The sequence below is a fragment of the Pseudomonas sp. HB05 genome (assembly GCF_016756915.1).
In the GTDB taxonomy this organism is placed as follows: domain Bacteria; phylum Pseudomonadota; class Gammaproteobacteria; order Pseudomonadales; family Pseudomonadaceae; genus Aquipseudomonas; species Aquipseudomonas alvandae.
On the sequence record NZ_JAESPG010000008.1, the window covers coordinates 158,798 to 175,656 of the forward strand.

Below are 16,859 nucleotides of genomic sequence, written 5' to 3' on the forward strand. Positions count from 1 at the left end.
CTTGGGCTTCGCTTATGGGTTGTTTGTCAGTTGCCGCGCGATCTTGTCCTTGATCGACAGGCGCTGCTCCTTGAGCCCGCGGAGGTCGTCATCCTCGACGTTGCCCGCCGAAATCGATTCGGCCGCCAACACTTGGTTATCCACATCCGTGTATTCATCGAGCAAGCGATCAAGTTCCGGGTCTTGCTGGCGCCGCTGTTGAACCGCCTCTTTGCTGCAATTCAAATCCTGGTAAAGATCGTGAGAAGCAGGCATGGCCTTCTCCTTTCAGCAGTGTTGTTGGGTACACGATTTTTAGAATTGGCCCCCACGCCTTAGTTGAGAGAAACATCCTGATACGGTGACGAACGGCATCGCTGGCAAAAAAAAGCCCACGAGACGTGGGCAAAGGGAAAGCGGATATATCGAGGGCCGCGTCAGGAGGATTGTCTACCGGCGGCCGAGGGCATTGCCGTGGAGTCCACCCGGACCGTGCGTGACTGAAGTATTGCCTTCTCCCACTCCCTGGCATCGTGGCTGCAAAAAATCTCGACGTGCCCGTCCTGAACCCGCGCCAGTTCCCGCAGGCGATCCTGATTGCGCATCCGTGCCGAGCGGCAGGTGTCCATCATGTATTGATAGAACTTCAGGCCCGGCGGGCAACGGCGCTCGGCTTGATGGACTTCATCGTGAAAAAAATACGCGTCGCCGGCATGCAGCATCCAGCCGTCAGGCGTGCGCAGGGCGATCCCGGCATGGCCGGCGGTATGGCCCTGCAGCGGCACCAGGAAAATGTCCTCTTCTTCGGCGCCGATCAACGCACGCACCGAATCGAAACCGAACCAGGTGTCGCCGTCCGGGGCATAGAACTCCCAATTATCGACGCCCTGCCACTGGCGCGCCTGGAACCGGCGCCGACTGATCCAGCTGTCAGCCGAGCGGGCCGCCGCCATTTCGTCGCGCATGACATGCACCCGCGCCTGGGGAAAATCCTGCAGCCCGCCGGCGTGATCGAAATCCAGATGCGTCAGCAGGATATGCCGCACGTCGTTGGCATCGAAACCCAGGCGCCGCACCTGATCCAGGGCCGTCAGGCGATGTTCGAACTTGATGTTGTTGAAGGCCCGGAAAAATCGACTCAATCGCTCGGGCGTCTGCACGTCCCGCTGGCCAAAACCGGTGTCCACCAGGACCAGGCCGTTGCTGTCGGTTTCAATCAGCAGGCAATGACACACCAGGCACGCCGTCAGCCCCCGGCTGTAGCCGTCGAACAGCTTCCCGCCCACCGGGCACATGCAACCGCAGTTCAGGTGGTGGATATGCATGGAGGCCTCCTGCACGAATGGCGTGTCGATTTCTAGACTCTAAGAAATCGACAGGAAGGCGACAGGTGCAATTCCGCAAAGGCGACAGGCGGTGGCTATGCCCGGGAAAAGATACCCTGTGGGAGCGAGCTTGCTCGCGATGGCGGCCGGTCAGTCACATGGATATCGACTGGTCCACCGCTATCGCGAGCAAGCACGCTCCCACAAGGGGTTCGGTGTCAGGGGATCAATCGAGGATCAGATGCGGCAGGAACCGGCTCGAATCCTTGGTGATCAGGCTGTTGTCTTCCCGCACGCCAATGCCGGCCGCCTGGTCGCCGATGACCCAGGAACCGATCAGCGTGTAGCTGTCGCCGAAGCGTGGCAGTGGCGCGAATTCCTGGAGGATGAACGGCGCGTCGGTGTAGGGCCCGTCTTCCTTGACGATCAAGCCGTCAGCGGTCTGCAACTCGATGTTGGCGCCTTCCCGGGAAAAGAACGGCTTGCGCACCCAGCCCTTGGGCACCGCTTTGCTGGTGTCGGTGTCGAGGTGAGCCGCGAGCAGGTTCGGGTGGCCTTTGTTGAATTCCCACAGCAGGGGCAGGATGCCTTTGTTGGAGATGATCGACTTCCAGGCCGGTTCGAAAAACTGCGTGTCGCATTGGGCAATCGCAGCACCAAACGGTTCGTGGAAGATGAACTCCCAGGCATGCAGCTTGAACAGGTGCGGAATCCAGCGTTCTTCCAGATCGACGAAGCGTCCGTCGCTGTTGAGGCCGATGTCTTCGATATCGATGTGCCGCGATTCGATGCCGACTTTTTCCGCGATCAGGCGCAAGTAATCCGTGGTGCCCTTGTCCTCCACCGAGCCTTTCATCGAGGCGAAGTAAAATGGCTCGGTGAGCTGCAACTGGGCGAAGGCCTGGTGCAGCTTGGTGTCGATGCTGTTGAACTGGTCGGCATGGGCCGGCAGCATGCCGCGCTCGATGCACTGTTCCAGCCAGCCCCACTGGAACGCCGCCGCCTCGTAGAGGCTGGTCGGCGTGTCGTAGTTGAGCTCCAGCAGCTTGGCCGGGCCCGTGCCGTTGTAGGAGAAATCCATGCGCCCATACAGGTGCGGGTGGCCTTCAAGCCATGAGGTGCGCACCAGGTCGAAGAACGGCGCGGGAATGCTCAGGCGCTCCAGCAATTCTTCGCTCCGGACCACCCGGGCCACGAGGTCCATGCACATCTCATGGAGCTCGGTGGTCGGGTCTTCCAGGTCATCCTCGATCTGCTTGAGGGTGAACTGGTAGTACGCGCTTTCGTCCCAATAGGGTTCGTCGTCGATGGTGTGGAACAGAAAGCCGAGCTGCTCAGCGGTCTGCTTCCAGTCAGGACGTTCTGCGCACTGGATCTTCTTCATGGCGCTGGTTCCTCAACCGCCGGAGCTGCTGGAACCGCCCCAACCGCTGCGGGCGCTGGAACTGCTGCCGAAACCACCACGGGACGTGGAGGACGAGACGGACATCGCCTTGCTGCTCTTGATGGAGTCGGTGTAGCTGCCATACCGCGCCTGGTTGGACTTGTTGAAGGTCGAACCTCTCGACACCCGCTGGCTGAGCGTCGAAGACCCGAAGTCGCCACGGTCATCGCGGTAGCGGTAGACCGGTTCGGAGTAATAGCTGTTGCGGTTGCTGCTCAACATGTTACCGATCAGCATGCCGGTCAGCAGGTTGCCGAAGCCGGAACCACCGACGTTCGCTTCCGACGCCGGCAATTGGGCCCGGGCGGCGTCGACCTGGGATTGCGTGACTTCGCCATCGGCACTCAGCTCGAAACCACCGAGCTTGGGGATGAACTTGCCGGCCGAGTCCTGCTGGCACCAATCGGGGACAAAGTCGGCATCGCAATCAGCCTGGCTGTCGTAGGTCGGCGCGATGCGACGGTGCTCGGCCATGGCGGTCATGTAGGCGTCGGCGCAGATGTCCACCGGCAGCTTTTCATCGACACATTGCTGGACGGACTGGAAGTTGTACTTCTTCTGCAACTTGTAGGTTTTTTCCGTTGGCCCGCAGCCGGATATCGCCAGGGCGACCGATGCAGCCAGCGAAAGCTGGACGTACTTGCTTCGTTTCATCGGGATCTCCGTGGCGCGATCAGTTCGTGGAAGGCGTCATGCACGCGGCGTTCAACATGCCAACGCTGATGGCCACGGCGGCAATGTAGATACCTGCGGCGATTTCACCGTTCTTGATCCGCGCGGAAGCGCCCTTGAGTACCAGGCTGGTCACTAGGAACGCCAGCAACTGGACGACCGCGGCGATCACCGCCCAGACGACGAAGTCCAGCATGTTGATCGAGTAGGCAATCACGTTGCTGGCCGGAATGGCGAAACCGATGACGGCACCGCCCAGGGCGATGGCCGCGGCCACGTTGCCCGAACGGATCAGTTCGAATTCCTTGTGCGGTGTGACGCGGGTGTAGATGAACTGGAACAGCGCAAACAGCACGGCGGCGCCGAGGATGTACATGACAAAGCCGAGCACGGCGGCTTTGTTCAGGGAAATGGAGAGCGCTTCAAGCATGGACTTCTTCCTTATTCAAAAAGTGTTCAGGTCAGTGGTGTACAGCGAAATACCCAGCGAAGTGCTCAGGCTGACAGTGCCTTCGGCGTCCTCTTCGACGGAGAACAGCAGGAACTCCCGGCGATCCGTCAGGCCCGTGTCGCGGGCGTACAGCATCGAACGGTGTTCGACGTTGTAGGACTCGTCCGGATTGCTCACGCGCTCGCTCAACACCACCAGCTCCGTCTGTCCCGCCTCGGTGCCCCATTCGCGGGTGTATTCGACGCCGTCGTGGGTGTAGGTCGGCAGGCCGATCAGGCTTTCGGGGCCGGCGAGGCGACGCAACTCGGCCTCACTGTTGATCGTGACGTAGCTGAGGTAGTTGAACAGGATCACCGACTCGACCTGCCCGGCGACGTCACCGCTGGTGTGCACCTGCAACCAGTAGTCCTCGTCGTTCATGTAGGCGCGCGACAGCCAGTTCGACTGCCCGAGGTCGACGATGCCCAGGCTCCAGATCTGTTGGTTGGCCGGGATCACCACGGCGCTGTTGCCGTCGAGCAACAACTTGAGCGTCGCATCGAACATGACTTGCTTGCCAGAGGCCAGGCCCAGCGGCCCAACGACAGGTGTGCTGGTTGTCGTGTTCGCGTTCGGGGCCTCAAGCCCCATCAACTGTTTAAACCACCCCATGGGAAATATCCTTGAGACGCGTGGAAGCGATGTAGAAAAGTTCGCCGCCCATGACGCGGGTGGCGCCAGGCGGGTTGATCGATGGATGTCGGGCGCCCTTTGCGCGGTAACCGATCAGCGTAGCGTTGTGCTGCTCTTTCATGCGGGTGTAGAGGTCGCCGAACGTCGCTTCGAACGCCTCGGGCAGTTTCATCAGGTACTGGGTGGCGCCTTCGCCGACACAGAGCAATTCATTGATGACCACTGACGAGCCCGGGTCCTGGGAAGCACGCACCAGCATTTCGATCGCCATGCTCGAGGTGCATTCCAGGCTCGGCGCGTAGGCGCTGGCGAGGGCGGCAATCTCGCTGTCATTGAAATGAGCGACGACATGCCCGACCGGTCCCAGACGATTGACCGCCAGCACGGTGGCCAGGGTCAGGTCGTCGGAATGGGTGCGCACCAACACGCGTTCGGCGCCCGGCACGCCGGCACGTTGCAACAACGCGACGGAAGACAGGCTATCGCCCTTGATGTACGTGGCCTTGCCGGGCATGGGGTTTTCTTCGAGATCGCAATCGCAGATGACGATCAGGTTGTCATTGGACGTTTCGTCCTGCAGCAGCAGTTCAATGACCCGCTCGCTGGAAGCACCTTCCCAACCGATCAGAACCGTGTGACCGCTCTTACCGGTGAAATCGCCTTTGCCCTTCATGCCTTTTCTCCATACATCGATGACGCTGCTGGTGGTTTTGCCGATGACCGTCGTCAACAGGGCAATGCCCCCGAGCATGATCCAGGTCGCCACGAAAATTCGCCCGGCGGATGTCTGCGGCAACAGATCGCCATAGCCGACAGTGAGCGTGGTGGTGAGATAGAAGTAGATAAACGTGGCGGCGGTGATGAGGTGCTGCTCGCCCAGCAGCACCAGGCCGATCCAGGCGATGGACAGATGCACACCCAACGCAATGGCCAGCCCCGCCCAACCGAAGCGATGGAAGAAGGACGACGCGTAGGTGCGCAACAGAAGGAAAATCGACATTTCGTCCCTGACTCCGTGGGGCTTGGTTCCTGGCGGGCTAATCGCTCTGGCATCCGAGTGCCCGAGCGTAGTGGCCGGACAGCATTAAACCTGTTGCGGGGCTTGGATAGAAGTACCTTGGCGACAATAAATCCGCTGAGCAGGCAGGCCTGGCACAGTCCTTGTGGCGAGGGGATTTATCCCCGCTGGGCCGCGAAGCGGCCCCCAAGTAGCGAACGCTACCTGACTGACACACCGAGGTGTCAGGTTTTAGGGCTGCTTCGCAGCCCAGCGGGGATAAATCCCCTCGCCACAGGTTCAGTGCGCTCAGGGTGATGAGCGCACCTGCACGACTTACTCAGCCGATTTTTTCTTCAGGCGTTCCAGGATCGCATTGGCGCTGCCTTCGTTCGGCGTGATGCCGGCATCGCGCAGCTTGCGCTCCAGGTCAGAGCCGGTCGAAGCCTCGGCCAGCTCGTCCTGGGCTTGCAGTTCAGCGGCACGTTGCTGTTGCTTGGCCTGCAGGCGGTTGAGGGTTCCGACGGCGGTTTCCAGCTTGCCATTGGCGCCGCCGCTGGCGATCGAGGCGCTGACCTGGGCCTTCTGCACGCTTTCCCGGGCCTTGGCCATGTCCACTTGCTGGCGCAGGCTCTTGATGCGGCTTTCGGCCTTGGTGATGTCCTTGCGCATGTTGTCCGCATAGCCACCGAACTCGGTCGCGTGCTTTTGCTCGGCGTCCAGTTCGTTGGTCAGGGTCGAAATGGCTTCGGCCACTTCCAGCGCCAGGTCTTCGCGGTTGGCCTGGATCGCGGCCAGGGCCTTGGCTTCCAGGTCCTTGATCTTGGCGTTGTATTCAGCGACGCGATCGGTCGCCAGCTTGTGCTTGGCCATGATGGTGACCAGCTCGCGCTTGGCATTGGCCAGCGCGGTGTCGGCGTCGCGGATTTCCTGGTCGAGGATGCGCAGGGCCTGTTGGTCGACGATCGATTCGCCGACTTCGTTGGCACCGCCACGCAGTGCGGTGAACAACTTGCTCCAGATGGACTGGGTCATGGGAGGGTTCCTATTCGGCGAATTAAATGAAGAAGCGTTCGAAGGCTTCGCTGGCGCGCTGGACGTTGTCGACGAGGGTTTTGACCTCGGTGACGACGTTGGTCAGGCTGGAACCTGCGCTCAGGGAGCCGAACATGTTGTAGACGACCTGCCCGTTGGGCATGGACTCGATGCCGATGGACGACAGCGGGAACATTTCCCGGCTGCGCAACACGGCGTCGTTGAAGGCCGCGACGTCGTTGATCGACTCGACATCCACCAGCACGGTATCGACGATGATCTGGTCGCCGACCACGGCGATGTAGATCGGCAAGCCACCGAAGTCATTCATTTCCAGCTTGATGCTGGACTCGGCGCCTTGGACGAGGGAGAGGGTGATGTCGTTCGCGACCACTTCATCCAGAGCCTGAAGGGCGCTGTAGAGGCGATCGATGTTCCAGTTGTTACCTGCGCTCATGTAATCCTCCGACATGAATGGGCCAGCCAGAATCGGTTGGCGTAGCTGTTTCTCCATTTGCTTGAGCAGGCTTCGGTTTTCAGGAAGCACCCAAGTCTCGTGTTTCACATACCCGGCGGCACTCAGGCCCGCGCGCATCTGCTTCATGTAGAAGCTCGATGGCTTTTTCGCGGAGGGTTTGGCGCGCTCTCCCGTGCGGCTCGCTGAATCGGTCACAGACCCGTCATCCGGGTCTGATGGAGAGCTGGTTGACATGGTACTGACCCCACTGTGAAAAACTCACGCGTGAGAAACACTACAGGTACTTTCCAAGCCTCACAATAGCTCACGCGTGAGATTTTTCTGAATCACAAACACCGACGAACCCTGTGGGCTGACCGCTTTTGTGGCGAGGGAGCTTGCTCCCTCGCCACAGGGGTCATCACATGCGGTCTTACGGATAGCTAAAGCTCTTGACCAACGTCAGCTCGCCCACCGCCCGCATCGGCACCACGAAGGTCTCCATCTTCTCGCTCGGTGTGCCTTCTTCGGTGATGACAGTGACTTTTGCCGTGGTCAGGGCTTGTTGCGCTTGCTCCACTGGTTCGCCATCGCCCTCTTCATCCTCATCACCGCGGTACCCGCCGCCGTAGTAGTTCACATACACCAGGTATTGGCCCTTGATCGGCGCGGGCATGGCGAAGATTTCCGGGCCGTAGCCGGTGGTGACGTCGACATCGAGGGCAGCGCCGTTGGCGACGGCGCGGTCGCCGTACCAGATGTGCGCGCCATCAGGCGTGACGAGGTGCAGGTCCAGGTCGGTGCCGTCGCTGTCCCAGGTCAGCAACACCCGCAACTTGGCCGGGGTGGCGCCGCCGCTGGTGTTGAGGAATTGCGTGCGGTGGCGCTGCTGGCCATCGGCGCTACGCACCTCAACGCTGTTGCTGCCATTGGGGAACGAGAACGGCCGATCAAAGCGACCTTCCTCGTCGAGCTTCAATGGCAAGCTCACGCCGTTGACGATGAGTTGGCCCGGCTCATTGCTCTTCGGCGTGCCTTTGATCTGGCCGGTGATGCGGGCGGTGTTGGCCTGGCCTGGGGGCGTGTTGACCGACGAGGCCGGGTAGTTGACGGTCTGGCTGAAGCTTTCGCCCTCGCCGCCCGGCGCACCGCTGCGCCAGCCGCCAATGGGGGTTTCCAGCTTGATGGCGTCGGCGGCCATGGTCGGGGGCAACGCGGTCAGGGCGCAGAGCAACAGCAAGACCTGTGGATAACGGAGTGTCATGGTCTATTCCAGCAAGAGGTGACGGGCAAGCCCTTCGATATAGTTTTCGTCCTGGCCATTGGGGTGAGCCTCAAAGGCCAGGTGCAGATATTCATGGGTCAGGTCGAGGCGGTCTTGCAGCGACAACACGCCGCGCACATAGATGCGCTGGCGTTCGCGGTCGACATAAGGCCGGCCGAAAGAGACGCGGCAGACCGCGAAGGCGCTGATTTCGTTGTAGCCGACTTCGCTTTCCAAGCGCTGGCGCCAGCCTCGCCGCTGTTTCAGCAGCCACTCCTGGGCGGCGGGCAGCGCTTCGCAGGACGCCACCGGATTGTCCCAACGGCTGAGACTGGCACGTGGATAGGCGTGCAACAGGATCGCGTCGTAGCGCTGGCCGCCGTTCGCTTGCTCGACGGCCTGGGCCCAGGACAACTTGTCCGGGCCGGGTTGATCGGAGTGATACGTCACATCGGTGCCGGCCAGGACCAGGTCGCTGGTCCACGCGGCAATCGCTCGGGTTTCAGGCGCCGCCGGACGCGGCGCGACGCGCTGGCGATGGCTGCTGTCGTCGATGCTCAGGCAATCGCCGTTGCGCTGGGCGTTTTGCAACAGGTAGGTGCGGATAGCCACGGCCAATGCCTTGGCCGCTTCGGCGGGTTCGGCCTTGGCTTCGCGCTGCAGGACCCGAGCGACGTATTCCTCCCGGTCCAACCGCGCGACCAGTTTGCCAGGCAGCAGGAACAGTTCGCCGTCGCTGTGGATATCCAGCTGGTTGCCGTTGCTGAACTCGACGCGGTAGTCGCCGCGCAGTTGTCCCGGCGTGGCTGGACGTTCACCGGACATCACTCGTTGCAAGGGATAGCGGGCAAACAACCCCACTTCCACGCAACGCCCGGTTTCCGCCGGCCAACGGGATGGCAGTGCCATGGCCAAGCCATCGCCATATTTCTTCAAGACCTGCTGGCTGGTACCGCGTCCACCGGCCCAGACGGGCGTGCCATCGACCAGCCAACCGGCGAAACCGCCCTGGCGCGACGAAGGCCCTTGATCGCCCAGCCAGCTCCAGGTCTTGACCCGCAGGCGACCGCCCAACTGACCGACCAACCGACCATCCGCCGCGCCAAGCACTACGTCGAGCAACACCCGACGAGCCTGATCCTGGGCCGGCAGCGTCGCCAGCGCCTTGAGCAGCTCTGCCACGGGCACTTGGGTTTGCGGCTGCAAGGCCGGCAGGTCCTGCAACCATTTCGGCGCCTGCCGCGCTTGCCAGTAATCCCGCCAGCCAGGCGCCGAAAGTCCGAGCCGTTGCGGTTCGAAATACAAGCCGCAGGACTTCACCAGTGCCTGGTCGCGACCAATGCTCTGCCCGGCGTTGCAGCAATAGACTTCTTCTTTCGATTCGCCTCGGCATTCATAGGCCGGCTCGCGGGCATCGGTGTCCACCAGCCAGGCGTAGACGAAGAGTTTCCACAAGCTGCCCAGCGGTGCCTGTAACGAATCGGGCAACGGCTGGCGGTCCAGCGCCTGGGTCTGGCTTACGCGCAACAGTTGACCGTCGAAGGCCAGGCGCAGCGGCTCCTCCTGCGCTGTCGCCAGCACAGGAATCAAGCACAACCACCACCAGCCCCAACGCCTGCGCATGTCAGTCGACCGTCACCTGACCGAGCGCCGGTTTCTGTTCGCGGGCCTGGTTCTGTGGCGCGTAGACCTGAGTGAAGCGCACCGGCGGCAGGGTGAACTGACCCTTCTGGGAGAAACGCACCAAGTGCCGCAGGCGCAGCTCGCCACTGAGGGCATCCACCGGCACGGCGTAAGCCATCTGGCCCGGCTCGAAGCGGGCCTTTTCCAGGGACGTCGGCTCGCTGTCGGCCTTGCCCATCAATTGGATGCCCCAGGTGGTGCGTTCCACATCGGCGCCCGGCGGCAGCGGCACTTCGAGCATGCCGTAGCGCAGCGGCGTCGCGGCCTTGCTGTTGATGATCACTTCATCCAGATAGAGGGCGTCACTGGACAACGGCTTGTTGCCCACGGCTTCGAGCTTGAAGGTGAACGCCTCGTCTCCTGGCACCAGGCGCGACAGGCGACGGGTGATCGACACGGCCATCGGCGCCACGGGGGCTTGCTGGCTCTGGAAGCTCAACGCCGCTTGCAATGGACGCTCCTGGGCGCCGGTCAGGGTCAGCTGCGTTGGAAGCTGCGTGCCCTGCCATTGCCAGTAGGTTTCGCCGGTCGCGCCTTGCTTGGCTTTCCAGCCTTCGCCCGGCGCCAGGGCCACGGCCGGCGCGGCCTGTTCGATGCTGCGCTGCAACCAGGTCAGGGCCAGTGCGCGTTCCAGGGTGGACTGCTGCGGCAGCACGCGCTCCAGCAATGCGCTGGCGCGAGCCTGATCGAAGCCTTGCACCGACAACAACAAAGCCTCGACGAACGGCTGGGAGCTGAGTTCCAGTTGCTGTTGCGCGGCGTCGGCCTGACGGCTGAACGCTGCCGGCAACGGCACTTTCGCCTGCTTGGCGAGGGACGCGGTCAGGACACGGGCGCTGGCCAGGCCAAGGGCCGAATCCGGCGCGTACATGACCAGGCTGTCCTCGCCGCTGTCCAGCACGCTCTCGGTGCTGTCTTCACTGGCCTTGGCCAAGTCATCCATCAGCCCACTGAGCAAGGTGTTCACCGGCAATTGCATCTGTTTGGCGAACGACAGGATCAATGCGCGCTGCAACAGCGGCGTATCGCCGGCCTGCTTGGCATAGACCTCCAGCACCCGCTGCCAGTGTTCCGGCGGCAGGTTCAGGTCCAGGGCCTTGCTGGCGTTCCAGTCGGCGTAATAGGCATAGGCAGTGAGGAACGCGTCCGGCTCGCCGTCCTGGCCCCACCAGGTGAAACTCGCCGAAGGCCCGGCCATCTGCACCAGGCGCAGGCGGCTGTTTTGCATGATCAACCGCAAACGGTCGCGGATCTGCGGGTTCGACGCCAGGGTCGGATACGCGATGCTCAACGGCAGCAGGCGGCTGGCGGTCTGCTCGACGCCGCCATACGGATAGCTGAGCAGGTCGTCCAGGGCCGAACGGAACAGCGCTTGCGGGCTGTCATCCAGGCGCAGGCGTATATCGCTGGCGTCCGCCGGCAAGTTCAGTGGCGTGTCGCCGCTGGCCACGTCGAGGCGTTGGCTCTGGGTGACTTGCCAACCGTTGCCGCTGGCATTGAGGTGCATGGCCAGGGCGTCCTGGGTCTCACCGTTCAACTGCAACTGGACGGTCAGGTCGCCGTCGGTCAAGGCCATGGCTGGCAGCGCGACGTAGTTGATGCCGTTCTTCAGGTCCGCCACCACGCGCTGTTCGGCGCCCGCGTAACGGATCAGCAACTCGGCCTTCAACGGTTTCTCGGACTGGCTGAAAGCGAACAGGCCCAGTTGCGGCTTGTCGCCCACGCGGAAGCGGGTCGGGCCGCTCCATTTCAGGTACAGCGGTTTCTCCGAGGCGATGAACTGTTTCTTCTGGCCGACTTGGCCATCGTCGGCGATCGCCTTGGCGGTGATACGCCAGCGGGTCAACGAGTCCGGCATCTTGAAGGTAAAGCGCGCCTTGCCGTTGGCATCGGTGACCAGCTCCGGTTGCCAGGCGGCGGTGTCGACGTCTTCGCGACGCGGCCGTTCCAGCACCTTGACCCCACGCTCGCTGCGGTTGGCCTTGCCCGGCGCGCCGGGGCTGCCTGGCAGCGCCACGTCGTAGCTGATGAAGGACAGGCTGGCGCTGGTGCGCACGTTGTTGCGGCGCGGATGGTAGAAGAACTGGTCGATGGTCGGTGCGACTTCCGGTTGCAGCGCGTAGACCATTTCATCGACAACGCTGACGGTCAGGTGCGCGGGAATCGCCTTGCCGGCGAACTGGGTCCCCAGGTCGACGGTCACCGTGTCGCCCGGGCGATAGGTGGCTTTATCGGTGGTGATCGCGACGTCGATCTGCGGCGCAACGACCTTGATGCCGGCGTTCTGGAAGCTGTATTGGCCGCCCTTGGTGTACAGCACGGAGAAGGTCAGGTTCGGCGCGAAATTATCCTTCACGGCAATGCGTGCGCGGTACTGGGTGTCGCTGAGTTTCTCCATTTTCAGCCAGTCGGCGCCCTTGGAGAGCATCGCGGTGGCCTCGACCTTGTCCCGCTCAAGCGACAGCAACGCATCGCTGACCGGCTCGGGGAAGGTGATCAGCGCCAGGGCTTCGTCACCGGTCTTGTATTCGGTTTTGTCGAGGACGATTTCGACCGTGCCCGGCACGGCCTTGATGCCTTCGCCGGTCACCGCATGGCTGGTCGCGCCGATGACCCGGCCATGGTCGTCCTTGAGCGTGAGGTTGTAAGTGCCGGGGCGGTCGAAGGTCAGGCTGAAGCCTTTGTCCTTGGCGGCCAGTTTGCCTTCGCCGGTGGTCTGGTCTTCCAGACGGACCCAGCCATAGCTGCCCGGTGTCACGGCCTTGCTTTGTTCGCTGCCGCCTTCGTTGGCGTAGCTGAACGCGACTTTCTCGCCGGCTGCGCTGAAACGGCGGGGCGCGCCCAGGCGGAAATTCGCCGCGCCGCGGTCGATGAGGATTTCCTTGGTGGTCTTGACCCGATATGCCGCGCCATCGCTGGCAAACACGGTGAGCGTGTAGCGGCTCGGCTTGTCGGCGGCCGGCAGGTCGAGGTTGGCGTTGCCCTTGGCATCGGTGGTGACTTCGCTGCTGGTCAGCTCCACCGGGAATTGCCCCAGGTATTGCAGCTCGTTATCGACCATCGACAGTTGCTGGGCGCGCAGGCTCAGGCTGACCTTGGCGTTCGCCACCGGCTTGCCGTCCGGGTACAGCAGCACCAGGTTGCCCTTGACCGGCTCGCCGGTGCGGTAGTCCTGCTTGGCCAGGTTCAGCGCGATCTCGAAGTGCGGCTTGATGTATTCGGCTACGCGGAAGGCGCTGCTGTAGAGCTGGTCCTTGTAGCTGAAGCGCAGCTCGTAGCCACCGGCCACGGCGTTTTCCGGCAGTTGGAAACGGCCTTGGGTGCCGGCCTTGGAATCGAGCTTCAGGGCCAGGGTTTGCAGCGCGGTGCCGGTGGCGTCGAGCACGCTGACGTTGACGTCGGCGGCCGCTGGCTGCACCGAGTCACGGGCGTTCTTGAACTCGCGACCGACGATTTTCAGCGATACCCAATCCCCCGGCCGGTACAGCGGCCGATCGGTGAAGGCGTAGAGCTTGGTGTCGTAGATCTCGCTGTCGTAATAGAAGTTTTCGGAGACGAATACACCGCCCTCCTCGTCTTCGCCGATGACGAACGAACGCTCCGGGCTGACATGCTTGAGGCGCAGCAGGCCGTCTTCATCGGTGGCCCCGCTGCTCATCACGCCCAGGCCGTCAGTCCACAGCACATTGACCTTGGGCACCGAGCGCCCTTCATGCTTGCGCGCGGCCCAGACCAGCAATTCATCACCGGCGATCTTGCTCACGGCCACGGTGTTGGACACGAAGACCATGGTGGTCGCGCGGTATTTGCCGATCAGTGCTTCCACCAGGTACAGGCCCGGCTTCAACTGGCCCAGCGGCACATAGACGTTGCCTGGCGCGACGCTGACGAACTCGCTGGACGAACCGGCCAGGTTGACGCCCGCCGGCGGCTGGATCGGCTTGGCCTGCCACAGCGGATAGCGGAACTGGCTGACCACTGGCAAACCGGGGATCAAGGCGAATTGCGCTGGCGCGTCGTACGGCGTCGGCGCAACCAGGGCGTCGCCGATCTTCAGTTCCGGCACTTCTTCGGTGACCTGCTGGCGGGACTCGTAGGAGAACGCCCGTTGCATCACCCGACGGGATTTGCGGTACCAGTTGTCCCACAGGTACGCCAAGGTGTTCGACAGGCCCTCGCCCTTGAACTGGCCGTCGCTGACCACGCGGTGCAGGTTCTTCTGGCGCTTGAGGAACTCCAGCGGTTTTTCGATCCGATAGACGCGGATATCAGCGCCGCCGTAGGGCTCCATGCGGAACCGGCGGTAGTCGCGCCCCGGTGCTTCGAGGCGGACCATGGCTTGCTCGTCGCTGGCGAAGCTGCTGTCGGCCAGCAGGAAAAAGCTTTCACCGGACACCGGCGTATAACCGCTGGGCTCCACGGTGTCTTCGGCATTCACCAGGGGCGCCAGCAACAGGGCGAACAGCAGGGGCAGTTTTGAACACAAGCGCAGCATGCGGGCACCGGTCATTGGGTGAGAAAGTTGAGTCGATAGACGCCGATGAAGTTGGGGTTGGCTGCGTCGGGTATCCATCGGGTGTCCTTCCAGTTCATGAGTTGTTGCAGGCTTGCGGAGCGCATGCCGTTGTCGGTTGGGGTGGTCGTGCCGGTGTGATAGGCGATGTAGCGGCCCATCCAGATCATCAGGTGCTGGTCGTCGCCCTGGTCGAAGAACATCAGGTCGCCAGGCCGGGCCTGGGTGACATCCCGGCCCACCAGGCGGCTGTTGAACTGGATCAGCTTGATCGCGTTGACGTAGGGCCCGACCTTGCCGCCGCCCTGCTGCCATTGCTGGGCGAGGCTGCGTTGTGCATCGCTGAGCGGCAGCTCCGGCGGCAGGTAGCGATTGGACAGGCCATTGCTGCGCAGCCATTTTTCATCGTGGACCTTCAGTGCTTCGTTGGCGGCGAAACGCACCAGCCCGGCGCAATCCTGCTGATACCAGCGTGGGCTCGGGCCTTTGGTCAGTTGTTCCTGGGCGATGCGCACGAACCAGGCACGGAATACCTGGGACTGCTGCGCGTCCAGCGCCGGCGCCTCGACGGCAAGCGCAGGCCCACCGAGCAGCGCCGCCAGCAGCAACCCATACGCGCGGTTGCGGATCTGTCCTGTCACAGCGCTTTCCATTCCAGCGGCAGCCACTGCCAATGGCCGTCCGGCTCGCTGCCTGCTGGCAACGTCAGGGCGTATTTGCCGTAGCCGCCAAGGGTGCGCAGTTTCGGGATCAGGTAGGTTTGCGCGGCGTTGTAGAACACCGGTTCCATGTCCTGGGGCAGGCTGTCCAGGGTTTCGCGCTGCATCAGTTGCGCCATGGAATCCGGGCCGAAGTAGACCGGCATCAGCAGATCCTTGGGCACCACGTCAGCCATGGGCGGGAAGCGTTTGTCGAGGGTGCCGAGGGCCTTGTCGACCAACTTGTCATCGAGGGAGAACAGCAAGGTCGAACCGTGGCGCGCCAGGCTGACGCGCATGAACGCCTTGCCGGTGATCGCCTCGGGCTGCTGCGCTTCCTTGGCCGAATAGGGACCGAAGTTGGAGCTGACCTGGCGTTGCCATTGGTGCGTCGAACCTTCTTGCTTCTCCACCACCGGAAATGCATGTTCGGCAACGTTGTTTTCATAGGCGCCGACCATCGAACCGAACAGGTTGCCCAGGTCGGCATCGAGCTTGCCGTCGTCTTCGTTCAGGCTCGCCACCAGCAGCGGCGTGTACAGCCGGGAATCGGCGTACCAGCACAGGCCTGCCGCGCCCGCCACGTGGTCGACCATGGCCTGGGCGGCTTTTTCCTCGGCGCCGAGTTTGACCAGCAACGGTTTCTGTTGCTCGGCGGCCAGGGGCAAGGCCACGCAGGCGCTGGCGCCCATGGGCATGGCTTGCCAGATCGGCTTGAAGTCGAAGTCCGGCTGGTTTTCCAATTCATCCATGGCCAGGAAGCTGTGCCAGCCCTTGTCGTCCATGTCGAAACGCAAGCCGGCGAAGTTCGGGATGAACCGCTGGTAGCCCATGGCGAGCACGCTGGCGTTGACGGAGATGCGCTGCTTGACCTCCGGGGCCTTGGCCGTGAGGCCGAAGGCTTCGGGGAAGAGTTTTTCGCCGGCCAGCAGCGCCTCGAGGGCCTGGGTCGAGACCATGCCACGTTCGTCGGTAGGGCCATGGCCTTGGTCGTAGAGCTTGGTCGGGTTGGACAGCACGACCAACTTGTCGCCATGGGAGGCGAAGACCAGGGATTTGCTCGCGTTATAGCTGAGCTGGTAGAGCGCGACTTCATCGCCGCTCACCTTCAAGTCACCCAGTTTGCTCAACTGAGTGTCATCCAGGGCGACTTTCGCCAGCGGCTCCAGAACCTTGGCCAACCCGCCGCGATCCATCACCAGCAGGAAATCCTTGAGACGACCGTCCGCCCCGCGCCACAACGCCACGTCCGCCGGCTGGTCGAAAAGCTGCTCGATCAGGCTGTCCTGCAGCTTGAGGTCATGCTCGTAGATGATCCGGCGCAGGCTGCCGATCAGGCCGAGGCGGTCGGCGTGGGCTTCGTAATAGAAGACGAAGTCCTCGGTGAGGGTGGCCTTGAGGAACGGCACCGCCAGGAGATCCTTGGGTAACTGGCTCAGGGAATGGGCCTCGATCAAGCCGTCGGGACGACTCACGCCGAGTTTTTCCAACGCCAGCTCCATGGGCGGCGCCTTGGGCTTGGTCATGAACCAGCCCAACCCACCGGCCGCGCCGGCCACCAGGCACAGCCCGAGCAGAATCACCGGCCAGCGGCGTCCAGGTTTGGCGACAGGTGTCGGCGTGGTCGGGGAAGCAGTGTTGTCGCTCATATTCACAAGGGCCTGTTCAT

Annotated in this window: 14 protein-coding genes; all 14 read right to left on the reverse strand. The window is 62.7% G+C overall.

The features are described 5' to 3' along the window. Window positions 1–12: 12 nt before the first annotated feature. The 14 genes from JMN22_RS10055 to JMN22_RS10120 all read right to left on the reverse strand — a co-directional run bounded on the left by JMN22_RS10055 (window position 13) and on the right by JMN22_RS10120 (window position 16,839). On the reverse strand, window positions 13–255 hold the full coding sequence (locus tag JMN22_RS10055; protein WP_030140434.1) for a YdcH family protein: 243 nt from the start codon (window positions 253–255) through the stop codon (window positions 13–15). A gap of 161 nt (window positions 256–416) precedes the next feature. After that, window positions 417–1,304, reverse strand: a complete 888-nt coding sequence (locus JMN22_RS10060) for an MBL fold metallo-hydrolase (RefSeq protein WP_030140435.1) — start codon at window positions 1,302–1,304, stop codon at window positions 417–419. A 226-nt stretch (window positions 1,305–1,530) separates the two neighbouring features. Next, window positions 1,531–2,688 carry a glutathionylspermidine synthase family protein gene (locus JMN22_RS10065; protein WP_030140436.1) on the reverse strand — a complete coding sequence of 386 codons (1,158 nt, stop codon included), beginning with the start codon at window positions 2,686–2,688 and terminating at the stop codon, window positions 1,531–1,533. A gap of 12 nt (window positions 2,689–2,700) precedes the next feature. Further along, window positions 2,701–3,402, reverse strand: coding sequence for a DUF1190 domain-containing protein (locus JMN22_RS10070; RefSeq protein ID WP_030140437.1), 702 nt, complete (start codon window positions 3,400–3,402; stop codon window positions 2,701–2,703). A 19-nt stretch (window positions 3,403–3,421) separates the two neighbouring features. Next, entirely contained in the window at window positions 3,422–3,850 is a 429-nt protein-coding gene (locus JMN22_RS10075) for a DUF350 domain-containing protein (RefSeq protein ID WP_030140438.1), read from the reverse strand. Window positions 3,851–3,865: 15 nt separating this feature from the next. After that, a complete protein-coding gene (locus JMN22_RS10080) occupies window positions 3,866–4,522 on the reverse strand; it encodes a DUF2491 family protein (RefSeq protein ID WP_030140439.1) in 657 nt (218 codons plus the stop codon). Continuing rightward, complete coding sequence (locus JMN22_RS10085) at window positions 4,509–5,543, reverse strand: ion channel (RefSeq protein WP_030140440.1); 1,035 nt, start codon at window positions 5,541–5,543, stop codon at window positions 4,509–4,511. Before JMN22_RS10085 ends, JMN22_RS10080 begins: the two co-directional genes overlap by 14 nt. A gap of 333 nt (window positions 5,544–5,876) precedes the next feature. Continuing rightward, a complete protein-coding gene (locus JMN22_RS10090) occupies window positions 5,877–6,575 on the reverse strand; it encodes a PspA/IM30 family protein (protein ID WP_039594249.1) in 699 nt (232 codons plus the stop codon). A gap of 22 nt (window positions 6,576–6,597) precedes the next feature. Next, on the reverse strand, window positions 6,598–7,179 hold the full coding sequence (locus JMN22_RS10095; RefSeq protein WP_198796680.1) for a YjfI family protein: 582 nt from the start codon (window positions 7,177–7,179) through the stop codon (window positions 6,598–6,600). Window positions 7,180–7,465: 286 nt separating this feature from the next. Beyond that, window positions 7,466–8,296: a YfaP family protein gene (locus JMN22_RS10100; RefSeq protein ID WP_198796679.1), complete on the reverse strand. Its 831-nt coding sequence runs from the start codon at window positions 8,294–8,296 to the stop codon at window positions 7,466–7,468. A gap of 3 nt (window positions 8,297–8,299) precedes the next feature. After that, window positions 8,300–9,919 carry a DUF2300 domain-containing protein gene (locus tag JMN22_RS10105; protein WP_198796678.1) on the reverse strand — a complete coding sequence of 540 codons (1,620 nt, stop codon included), beginning with the start codon at window positions 9,917–9,919 and terminating at the stop codon, window positions 8,300–8,302. 1 nt (window position 9,920) lies between these two features. Further along, window positions 9,921–14,489 carry an alpha-2-macroglobulin family protein gene (locus JMN22_RS10110; RefSeq protein WP_198796733.1) on the reverse strand — a complete coding sequence of 1,523 codons (4,569 nt, stop codon included), beginning with the start codon at window positions 14,487–14,489 and terminating at the stop codon, window positions 9,921–9,923. Beyond that, window positions 14,486–15,145 carry a DUF1175 domain-containing protein gene (locus JMN22_RS10115; RefSeq protein ID WP_198796677.1) on the reverse strand — a complete coding sequence of 220 codons (660 nt, stop codon included), beginning with the start codon at window positions 15,143–15,145 and terminating at the stop codon, window positions 14,486–14,488. Before JMN22_RS10115 ends, JMN22_RS10110 begins: the two co-directional genes overlap by 4 nt. Continuing rightward, window positions 15,130–16,839, reverse strand: coding sequence for a DUF2138 domain-containing protein (locus tag JMN22_RS10120; RefSeq protein ID WP_198796676.1), 1,710 nt, complete (start codon window positions 16,837–16,839; stop codon window positions 15,130–15,132). The genes JMN22_RS10115 and JMN22_RS10120 overlap by 16 nt, the downstream gene beginning before the upstream one ends. Window positions 16,840–16,859 lie beyond the last annotated feature (20 nt).

Coding starts and splice junctions, on each gene's coding strand:
- JMN22_RS10055 (WP_030140434.1), bottom strand. CDS start 255: ATGCCTGCTTCTCACGATCTTTACCAGGATTTGAATTGCAGCAAAGAG.
- JMN22_RS10060 (WP_030140435.1), bottom strand. CDS start 1,304: ATGCATATCCACCACCTGAACTGCGGTTGCATGTGCCCGGTGGGCGGG.
- JMN22_RS10065 (WP_030140436.1), bottom strand. CDS start 2,688: ATGAAGAAGATCCAGTGCGCAGAACGTCCTGACTGGAAGCAGACCGCT.
- JMN22_RS10070 (WP_030140437.1), bottom strand. CDS start 3,402: ATGAAACGAAGCAAGTACGTCCAGCTTTCGCTGGCTGCATCGGTCGCC.
- JMN22_RS10075 (WP_030140438.1), bottom strand. CDS start 3,850: ATGCTTGAAGCGCTCTCCATTTCCCTGAACAAAGCCGCCGTGCTCGGC.
- JMN22_RS10080 (WP_030140439.1), bottom strand. CDS start 4,522: ATGGGGTGGTTTAAACAGTTGATGGGGCTTGAGGCCCCGAACGCGAAC.
- JMN22_RS10085 (WP_030140440.1), bottom strand. CDS start 5,543: ATGTCGATTTTCCTTCTGTTGCGCACCTACGCGTCGTCCTTCTTCCAT.
- JMN22_RS10090 (WP_039594249.1), bottom strand. CDS start 6,575: ATGACCCAGTCCATCTGGAGCAAGTTGTTCACCGCACTGCGTGGCGGT.
- JMN22_RS10095 (WP_198796680.1), bottom strand. CDS start 7,179: ATGAAGCAGATGCGCGCGGGCCTGAGTGCCGCCGGGTATGTGAAACAC.
- JMN22_RS10100 (WP_198796679.1), bottom strand. CDS start 8,296: ATGACACTCCGTTATCCACAGGTCTTGCTGTTGCTCTGCGCCCTGACC.
- JMN22_RS10105 (WP_198796678.1), bottom strand. CDS start 9,919: ATGCGCAGGCGTTGGGGCTGGTGGTGGTTGTGCTTGATTCCTGTGCTG.
- JMN22_RS10110 (WP_198796733.1), bottom strand. CDS start 14,489: ATGACCGGTGCCCGCATGCTGCGCTTGTGTTCAAAACTGCCCCTGCTG.
- JMN22_RS10115 (WP_198796677.1), bottom strand. CDS start 15,145: ATGGAAAGCGCTGTGACAGGACAGATCCGCAACCGCGCGTATGGGTTG.
- JMN22_RS10120 (WP_198796676.1), bottom strand. CDS start 16,839: ATGAGCGACAACACTGCTTCCCCGACCACGCCGACACCTGTCGCCAAA.